Here is a 6308-nt window from a genome sequence, read left to right on the forward strand (position 1 = left end):
GGCATCAATGGAATCTATTGCATGGATGGCCTGGACGCCGCCGACCGCGATCTTCTTTGTCGCGCTCGCCTGCACGCTCGCGGTGATGACCTGGCTTGGGGTGGCCTATCCCGAAGCCGAGCGCGTCGGCGTGCTACGCATCCCGACCACGCGCGGCGACCGTCTGTTCATCTCTCTGATCACGGCGGCCGTCATTCACCTTCTGTGGATCGCCTTCGCCGGCACTGACGCACTGGCTATGCTGCCGATCGGCGAGGATGGTCTTGAAATTTCGAGCCTGTGGCTCGCATCAGGAATTTCGCTGGCCACGGCCGTGCTCATTTTTCGCACGGTCTAGCCCGCGAAGGGACGGCCAGATCCGGGACCAACCCGGGCCTGTACAAAAGTTTGTCGCTGCAACGGAGGAAACAACATGCGACGTTCTAGAAGGAAGGGTCCGCTGACCAAGGTCAGCTTGCTGAGCGTTTCAAGTGCGGCAGCCATCATAGCGGTATCGTTCGCCGTGTCGGCGCCGGTTCGCGCCGCCGACGACGCCGCGATCCAGAAGTGGATTACGGAATTCCAGCCCTCGACGCTGTCGAAGGACGAGCAGAAGACGGAGCTGGAGTGGTTCGCCAAGGCCGCCGAGCCCTTCAAGGGGATGGAGATCAACGTCGTCTCCGAGACCATCACGACCCACGAATACGAATCGCAGACGCTGGCGAAGGCGTTCTCCGAGCTTACCGGCATCAAGCTCAAGCACGACATCATCCAGGAAGGTGACGTCGTCGAGAAGCTGCAGACCCAGATGCAGTCCGGCAAGAACGTGTACGACGGCTGGATCAACGACTCCGACCTGATCGGCACCCACTTCCGCTACGGCCAGACCATCGCGCTGTCGGACTACATGACCGGCGAGGGCAAGGACGTCACCGATCCCAAGCTCGACGTCAACGACTTCATCGGCAAGTCGTTCGGCACGGCGCCGGACGGCAAGCTCTACCAGCTGCCCGACCAGCAGTTCGCGAACCTCTACTGGTTCCGTTACGACTGGTTCACCAACGCCGACTACAAGGCCAAGTTCAAGGCCAAGTATGGCTACGAGCTCGGCGTTCCCGTGAACTGGTCGGCCTATGAAGACATCGCCGAGTTCTTCACCAACGACATCAAGGAGATCAACGGCGTCAAGGTCTATGGCCATATGGACTATGGCAAGAAGGACCCGTCGCTCGGCTGGCGTTTCACCGACGCCTGGCTGTCGATGGCCGGTAACGGCGACAAGGGCATCCCGAACGGCCTGCCGGTCGACGAATGGGGCATCCGCATGGAAGGCTGCCGTCCGGTCGGCTCCTCGGTCGAGCGTGGTGGCGACACCAACGGTCCGGCCGCGGTCTACTCGATCACGAAGTACCTCGAGTGGATGAAGAAGTATGCTCCGCCGCAGGCTCAGGGCATGACCTTCTCCGAGTCGGGCCCGGTGCCGGCGCAGGGCAACATCGCCCAGCAGATGTTCTGGTACACCGCCTTCACCGCCGACATGGTGAAGCCGGGCATTGCCGTGATGAACGCGGACGGTACGCCGAAGTGGCGTATGGCTCCGTCGCCGCACGGTTCGTACTGGAAGGAAGGCATGAAGCTCGGCTACCAGGACGCGGGCTCGCTCACGCTCCTGAAGTCGACCCCGGCTGATCGCCGCAAGGCGGCCTGGCTCTATCTCCAGTTCATCGTCTCCAAGACGGTGTCGCTGAAGAAGAGCCATGTCGGTCTCACGTTCATTCGTGAATCCGACATCTGGGACAAGTCGTTCACCGAGCGTGCGCCGAAGCTCGGCGGCCTGGTCGAGTTCTACCGTTCGCCCGCGCGCGTGCAGTGGACCCCGACCGGCAACAACGTGCCCGACTATCCGAAGCTGGCACAGCTGTGGTGGCAGAACATCGGCGATGCGTCGTCCGGTGCGAAGACGCCGCAAGCCGCGATGGACTCGCTTGCCGCCGCCCAGGACTCCGTGATGGAGCGTCTGGAGAAGTCGGGCGTGCAGGGCGCCTGCGGTCCGAAGCTGCACAAGAAGGAGTCGGCCGAGTACTGGTTCGCCAAGGCCCAGAAGGACGGCACGATTGCTCCCCAGCGCAAGCTTGCCAACGAGAAGCCGAAGGGCGAGACGGTCGACTACGACACCCTGATCAAGTCGTGGCCGGCGACGCCGCCCAAGCGCGCCTCGCTGCAGTAAGCTACGTCTCATAACCACGAAAGGCCGGGAGCGATCCCGGCCTTTTTCTTTTCTCGCCTCTTCCGCTTGCGGGGGAGAGGAAGAAGAACTACTCCGCCGCCTCGGCCGCTTCCAGCGTCGGGTAGTCCGTATAGCCCTTGGCGCTGCCGCCATAGAACGTGTTCTTGTCCCAGTCGTTCAGCGCCACGCCCTTCTTCAGCCGCTCGACCAAATCAGGGTTGGAGATGAACGGCTTGCCGAAGGCGATCAGATCGGCCGCGTTCGCGTCCAGCACCTTGGTGGCGAGATCGAAATCATAGCCGTTGTTGGCGACGTAGGCGCCGGAAAAACGCTTGCGCAGGCCCGCATAGTCGAATGGCGCGATGTCGCGCGGACCGCCGGTGGCGCCTTCGACGACGTGGAGATAGACGAGCTTCAGCGCGCTGAGACCGTCGACGATATGGTCGTACAGGGCTTGCGGGTTCGAATCCGAGATGTCGTTGGCCGGCGTCACCGGCGAGATGCGGATGCCGGTGCGCTCGGCGCCGGCTTCGGCGACGACAGCCTTCGAGACCTCCAGCGTCAGCCGCGCGCGGTTCTCGATCGACCCGCCATAGGCATCCGTGCGCTTGTTGACGCCGTCCTTGGCGAACTGCTCGAGCAGATAGCCGTTGGCGCCGTGGATCTCGACGCCGTCGAACCCGGCCTCAAGCGCATTCTTCGTGGCGCGCTTGAAGTCGTCGATGATCCCAGGAATTTCGGAGAGCTCGAGCGCACGGGGCTCGGAGACGTCGGCGAAAGTGCCGTTCACGAAAGTCTTGCCCTTGGCGCGGATCGCGCTCGGCGCCACCGGGGCTGCGCCATTCGCCTGGAGGTCGACATGCGAGATGCGGCCGACATGCCAGAGCTGGATGAAGACCTTGCCGCCACGCTCGTGCACTTGATCGGTGACCCTGCGCCAACCGGCGACCTGATCCTTGGAGTAGATGCCGGGGGTGTCCTGGTAGCCCTGGCCCTGTTGCGAGACCTGGCTTGCCTCGGTGATCAGGAGGCCCGCGGAAGCGCGCTGGCCGTAATAGTCCGCCGCAAGCGGGCTCGGTACGAATGTGCCGGGCGCGGCGCGGTTGCGCGTCAGGGGCGCCATCACCAGGCGGTTGGCCAGCGTGATCGGGCCGAGCTTGAAGGTCTCAAACAATTTGGTCGGACGGCTCATGGGAAATGCTTCCAGGCGATGAGAGGTCCGGAACACTTGTGCATCGCGGCAATCGGCGCAAGGGAGGAGCCATACCGAAAGTGCAGGCGAGATGCGCAGCCAGGCCGCGCAGCATAAAGCACGTGCAATTTCAGCCGCGGCAGCAGATTCGATCTCCGCCGCGGCCGCATGATCGATCGAATTCAGTTCGCGCCGAGGAAGTCGCGCTTGCCGATCTCGACGCCGGCGTGGCGCAGAAGGCCGTGGGCGGTCGCGGCGTGGAAATAGAAGTTCGGCAGCGAGAACGCGCTCAGGAATTGCTGGCCCTTCATGGTGATGGACTTGTCGGGGCCGGCCGGGAAGGTGACGTCCTTGGTGTCGGCGCCCTCGAACTGCTCCGGCTTGAACGATTTCACATAGTCGATGGTCTTCGCCAGGCGCTGCTTCAATTCCGCAAAGCTGGTCTCGGTGTCTGATGTGGAGGGAACGTCGCTATGGGTCAGCCGGGCGCAGCCCTTGGCGGCGAAATCGCTGACGAGCTGGATCTGCTTCGACAGCGGCAGCATGTCCGGAAACAGGCGGGAGCCCAGCAGGACGCTCGGTTCGACCTTCTTGGCCGCACAATGCGCCTCGGCTTTCGTGAGCAGGCCGCTCAGGCTGTTCAGCATTTGCAAATAGGCGGGGACGACGGCGTCGTGGAAGGACATGTGATGCTCGCTCTGTGGTGGGAAATCTCAGGAGAAACCTGAGCCACTCACATGGGAGCGTCATGGAAAAATACAATCGCGAAAGCGGCTTGTGCGGTGCGAAAATTCTATCGCGCCGGCTTGTGGTGCTATCGGTGCCACACCCTCGCTGTCATCGTCCGGCTTGACCGGGCGATCCAGTACTCCGAGGCAACTGTGATTGAATCGATAGGTCGCGGTGTACTGGATGCCCCGCTTTCGCGGGGCATGACGACGGTAGATTATTTACCGGATCGTCGCCGCCGGCTGTGCCTGCGCCGTGCCGCCGCGCATCCGGGCCAAAAGCTCGGCGGTCGGCCAGGAATCGGCGGGCAGGCCGTATTTGACCTGCATCGCCTTCACGGCGGCGCGGCTCTGCTGGCCGAGCACGCCGTCGATCTTGCCGACATTGAAGCCGGCACGGACCAGGAGCTGCTGCAGGTCCTTGAGCTCGTTGAACGGCAGCTGCGCCACCGGTTGGGCCGGCTTTCGCATCGCCGCTGCGCCCGCGATGCGCGAGGCCAGATAGCCAGCAGTGGTCGAATAGATCAGCGAGTTATTCCACTCGGTGTAAGCCGCGAAATTCGTGTACGCCATGAAGGCCGGACCAAAGCGTCCCATCGGCAGCAGCACGGAGGCCGCGAGATTGTCGTTCGGCAGCGGCCTGCCGTCGGGATAAGTCACCCCCAGCTGCCCCCATTTCGAGCGTGGCTGCTGCACGGTGAGATCGGTCTGATCCCACGGCAGATTCTGCGGCACCTTGATCTCCTCCAGCCACGGCTCGCCGCGCCGCCACTTCAGCCCGTTGGCGATGTAGTTCGCGGTCGAGCCGATCACGTCGTCCTCGCTGCGCAGGAGATCGCGTCGTCCGTCGCCGTCATAGTCGACCGCATAGTTGACGTAATGCACGGGCAGGAACTGGGTCTGGCCGAGCTCGCCGGCCCAGGAGCCGATCATCTCGTCGGGTGTGAGATCACCGCGGTCGATGATCTTCAGCGCGGCGATGGTCTCGTTCACGAACATCTCCGAGCGGCGGCAATCATAGGCCAGCGACACCAGCGATTTCAGTGTCGGCAGATTGCCCATGTTGACGCCGAAATCGCTCTCCAGGCCCCAGAACGCGGCGATCACCGCCGGCGGCACGCCGTATTCCTTTTCGGCGCGCGCGAACGCAGCCGCGTGTTGCTTGATGTGCTGCTGGCCGTTCTGCATGCGATAGGGCGCGGCCATGCGGCCGGCAAATTCGGTGAAGAGCTGGCCGAACACGCGCTGGCCGCGGTCGCGGTTGACGATGCCCTGGTCGTAGACGAGGTAGGGCGAGACCTCCGCGATCGTCCGCTGCGACACGCCGGCGGCCACCGCCTGTTGCTTCACATCGGCCAGGAAGCGATCGAAGTTCGCCCCGTTATGGCACGACGCCGCGCGCGGGGAAGCGGCGGTCGCCCTGGAGACCGCGGGCTTTGCGGGCGGCGGCGTGAACTGGGCGGAGGCAGGAAGGGCGAAGGCGACCGCGATCGTTGCGACCGCAAGGCGAGAACCAAGACAGTTCATCGGCATCAATATCTCTGGTGCTGGGCAGATGAGCGCTAAGCGGCCAATACGGCGCGCTTTGTGGCGAGCGGCAATGCGATCAAGCGGAACAATGTCTTTGGATAGAGGTAATCTTCGCCAGACTCATCGAGGATCCGCAGTATGCCCTGTTTCTCGGCTGCCGGATCGCGCAATGCCTCATAGATCTTGCGCTTCTCGAGAGAGGCTGCGTAGCCCTCGTTGTTCACGCAGATCACCAGTTGCTTGCTTCGCGACTTCGTCATGATTGTAAGAACAAGTTCTTGATCTTGAATTCCTTGCGACCGATACCGGCAGCTTCATACCAATGTATCTCAGCGAGGTGGGTAGAGCCATCGGATAATCGCACCCGAGCAATGCCCTTGCGCTTTCGCCGGCGCCCCCGCCCATAGATTCGCCGCAGCCGGGCGATCTCGCGGATGCCCGAGCCGCTGGCGAAGGTTTCGACCTCGGTGATCTCGCCGAGAATCTCGAAGTGCATAGCCTCGATCGTGCCCTTGTGTTCCGGGCTGGGTCCAGGCTGTGTAAAAACTCCGTCGATGCTATGATTCTCTTGCTGAATCGCGGGGGGAATTGATGCGGGGTTTCGTTCAAGGGGTGGATCGCCAGCAGACGACGTTGCTGCCGGAATGCCTTG

At 62.9% G+C, this 6308-nt stretch carries 7 protein-coding genes; 2 read left to right on the forward strand and 5 right to left on the reverse strand.

The features are described 5' to 3' along the window. The first annotated feature begins 7 nt into the window (after window positions 1-7). Together QCM77_RS41450 and QCM77_RS41455 are read left to right on the forward strand one after the other, a co-directional pair. Entirely contained in the window at window positions 8-337 is a 330-nt protein-coding gene (locus tag QCM77_RS41450; RefSeq protein ID WP_280096638.1) for a DUF2160 domain-containing protein, read from the forward strand. 75 nt (window positions 338-412) lie between these two features. Continuing rightward, window positions 413-2206 carry an ABC transporter substrate-binding protein gene (locus QCM77_RS41455; protein ID WP_280096639.1) on the forward strand — a complete coding sequence of 598 codons (1794 nt, stop codon included), beginning with the start codon at window positions 413-415 and terminating at the stop codon, window positions 2204-2206. 88 nt (window positions 2207-2294) lie between these two features. Here QCM77_RS41455 and QCM77_RS41460 read toward each other — a convergent pair whose 3' ends face one another. From QCM77_RS41460 to QCM77_RS41480, 5 genes are all read right to left on the reverse strand, one after another. Further along, complete coding sequence (locus QCM77_RS41460) at window positions 2295-3398, reverse strand: alkene reductase (RefSeq protein WP_279666480.1); 1104 nt, start codon at window positions 3396-3398, stop codon at window positions 2295-2297. A gap of 182 nt (window positions 3399-3580) precedes the next feature. Then, the gene (locus tag QCM77_RS41465) at window positions 3581-4084 is read right to left on the reverse strand and encodes a DUF1993 domain-containing protein (RefSeq protein ID WP_279666479.1); all 504 of its coding nucleotides are present in this window, start codon (window positions 4082-4084) and stop codon (window positions 3581-3583) included. A gap of 264 nt (window positions 4085-4348) precedes the next feature. Further along, window positions 4349-5659: a lytic murein transglycosylase gene (locus tag QCM77_RS41470; protein WP_280096640.1), complete on the reverse strand. Its 1311-nt coding sequence runs from the start codon at window positions 5657-5659 to the stop codon at window positions 4349-4351. Window positions 5660-5688: 29 nt separating this feature from the next. Beyond that, window positions 5689-5916 carry a hypothetical protein gene (locus QCM77_RS41475; RefSeq protein WP_279688635.1) on the reverse strand — a complete coding sequence of 76 codons (228 nt, stop codon included), beginning with the start codon at window positions 5914-5916 and terminating at the stop codon, window positions 5689-5691. Then, a partial coding sequence (locus QCM77_RS41480; RefSeq protein ID WP_280096641.1) for a hypothetical protein occupies window positions 5913-6308 on the reverse strand: 396 nt, incomplete at its 5' end. The genes QCM77_RS41475 and QCM77_RS41480, both read right to left, overlap by 4 nt.

Source organism: Bradyrhizobium nivariense (genome assembly GCF_029846695.2).
Taxonomy (GTDB): domain Bacteria; phylum Pseudomonadota; class Alphaproteobacteria; order Rhizobiales; family Xanthobacteraceae; genus Bradyrhizobium.

Excerpts from the sequence above, each read along its gene's own strand:
- QCM77_RS41460 (WP_279666480.1), bottom strand. The coding sequence starts at position 3,398 with ATGAGCCGTCCGACCAAATTGTTTGAGACCTTCAAGCTCGGCCCGATC.
- QCM77_RS41455 (WP_280096639.1), top strand. The coding sequence starts at position 413 with ATGCGACGTTCTAGAAGGAAGGGTCCGCTGACCAAGGTCAGCTTGCTG.
- QCM77_RS41470 (WP_280096640.1), bottom strand. The coding sequence starts at position 5,659 with ATGCCGATGAACTGTCTTGGTTCTCGCCTTGCGGTCGCAACGATCGCG.
- QCM77_RS41450 (WP_280096638.1), top strand. The coding sequence starts at position 8 with ATGGAATCTATTGCATGGATGGCCTGGACGCCGCCGACCGCGATCTTC.
- QCM77_RS41465 (WP_279666479.1), bottom strand. The coding sequence starts at position 4,084 with ATGTCCTTCCACGACGCCGTCGTCCCCGCCTATTTGCAAATGCTGAAC.
- QCM77_RS41475 (WP_279688635.1), bottom strand. The coding sequence starts at position 5,916 with ATGACGAAGTCGCGAAGCAAGCAACTGGTGATCTGCGTGAACAACGAG.